This is a genomic window from Arthrobacter sp. 9V, from assembly GCF_902506065.1.
Classification (GTDB): Bacteria; Actinomycetota; Actinomycetes; order Actinomycetales; family Micrococcaceae; genus Arthrobacter.
In genome coordinates, this window is sequence record NZ_LR732997.1 from 1 (window position 1) to 1,313 (window position 1,313).

General features: G+C 73.0%; 3 protein-coding genes. All 3 read right to left on the reverse strand.

Annotated features, from left to right (window positions below):
* A partial coding sequence (locus tag BACI9J_RS23155) for a hypothetical protein (protein ID WP_159736694.1) occupies window positions 1–192 on the reverse strand: 192 nt, incomplete at its 3' end.
* Window positions 189–992 (reverse strand): sulfite exporter TauE/SafE family protein, encoded by an 804-nt coding sequence (locus BACI9J_RS23160; protein ID WP_159555943.1) that lies wholly within the window; start codon window positions 990–992, stop codon window positions 189–191. The genes BACI9J_RS23155 and BACI9J_RS23160, both read right to left, overlap by 4 nt.
* A 26-nt stretch (window positions 993–1,018) precedes the next feature.
* A partial coding sequence (locus tag BACI9J_RS23165) for a helix-turn-helix domain-containing protein (protein ID WP_201296726.1) occupies window positions 1,019–1,313 on the reverse strand: 295 nt, incomplete at its 5' end.

Here is a 1,313-nt window from a genome sequence, read left to right on the forward strand (position 1 = left end):
CGCCTGCACGAGCAGCAGGACCGCGACGAGCTTCGCGCCGTCGTCCTCGCTCCAGAGCAGCGCCGAGCGTTCCCCCTCGTCGAGGTCGTGGAACTGCCGGGCGACCCTGCGGGCCGCGGCGACGTCGCCGGTGGTCCGGGCGAACGCCGCCAGCACGGCCTCCGCGTCACGCCCTGCCTGGAGGCCCGTCACGCGGCCGCCCCGTCGCTCACGTCGGCCTGCGGTTCCCTCGGGCGCCCGCGGCTGAGCACGATGACCGCGACGACCACCAGGAACGCCGCGAACAACCAGGTGCCGACCTGTGGATCGACCAGGCGTGCCAGGACCGCGCCGCCCGGTGAACAGACGGCTGCGGTGATGCCGACCGTCAACCCGACGCGCAGGTCGACCGCGCGGCGCCGCAGGTTCGCGACCGTCCCGGACACCGACGTCGGCACCATCGTGAGCAGCGACGTGCCCTTCGCCAGCAGGTCACCGGCGCCGAGCACGACCTCGAGGCCCGGCACGATGACGACCCCGCCGCCGACCCCGACCAGCCCGGACAGCACACCCGACAGCAGCCCGAGCAACAGCAGGACGATCGCCTCGACGACCCCGAAGTGCACCTCGCCACCGCGGGTCGGCACCGTGGTGAACAGCGACACGAGCACGACGGCGATGAACCCCACGAAGATCCACGGCAGCACGCGGAGCGGCAGGGCACGGAGCAGCCGTGCGCCGATCGGGGCGCCGATGACGCTGCCGATCGCCAGGGTCAGGGCCGCGAACCAGTGCACCTCGCCCTGCACGGCGTACGCGATCGCCCCGACGACGGCCGCGGGGGCGATCGCCACGAGCGAGGTGGCCGAGGCCCGTCGTTGGTCCATCTGTGCGAAGGCCATCAGCGCCGGCACGACGATGACCCCACCGCCGACGCCGAACAGTCCGGACAGCACCCCCGCCAGGACCCCGATCGCCACCAACACGATCCCGGTCCCGCCACGCTTCCTCATCCCGCCCAGGCTATCCGCGCCGCGGGCTACGACGCAGCCAGCGCCCGCTCGTCCTCGTGCACGAGCTGGTGCACGCGCTGGTACGAGACGCCGAGGACGACAGCGATGTCCCGCAGGGTGAGGCCGTCGTCCTTCAGCGAGACAGCGATCGCTCGCCGCAGCGAGAGCGCTCGAGCCTCCTTCGCCTCGGCCTCGGCCCGCAGCGCCGTGGCTTCCTCGAGCGAGCGCGCCAGGTCAGGCTCGAGCTCGGCGCGGATGACCACGGTGACGTCATCCTGATCGACCCCTGCGACGAAGCCGATCCGGGACAGCGGGCTCCTC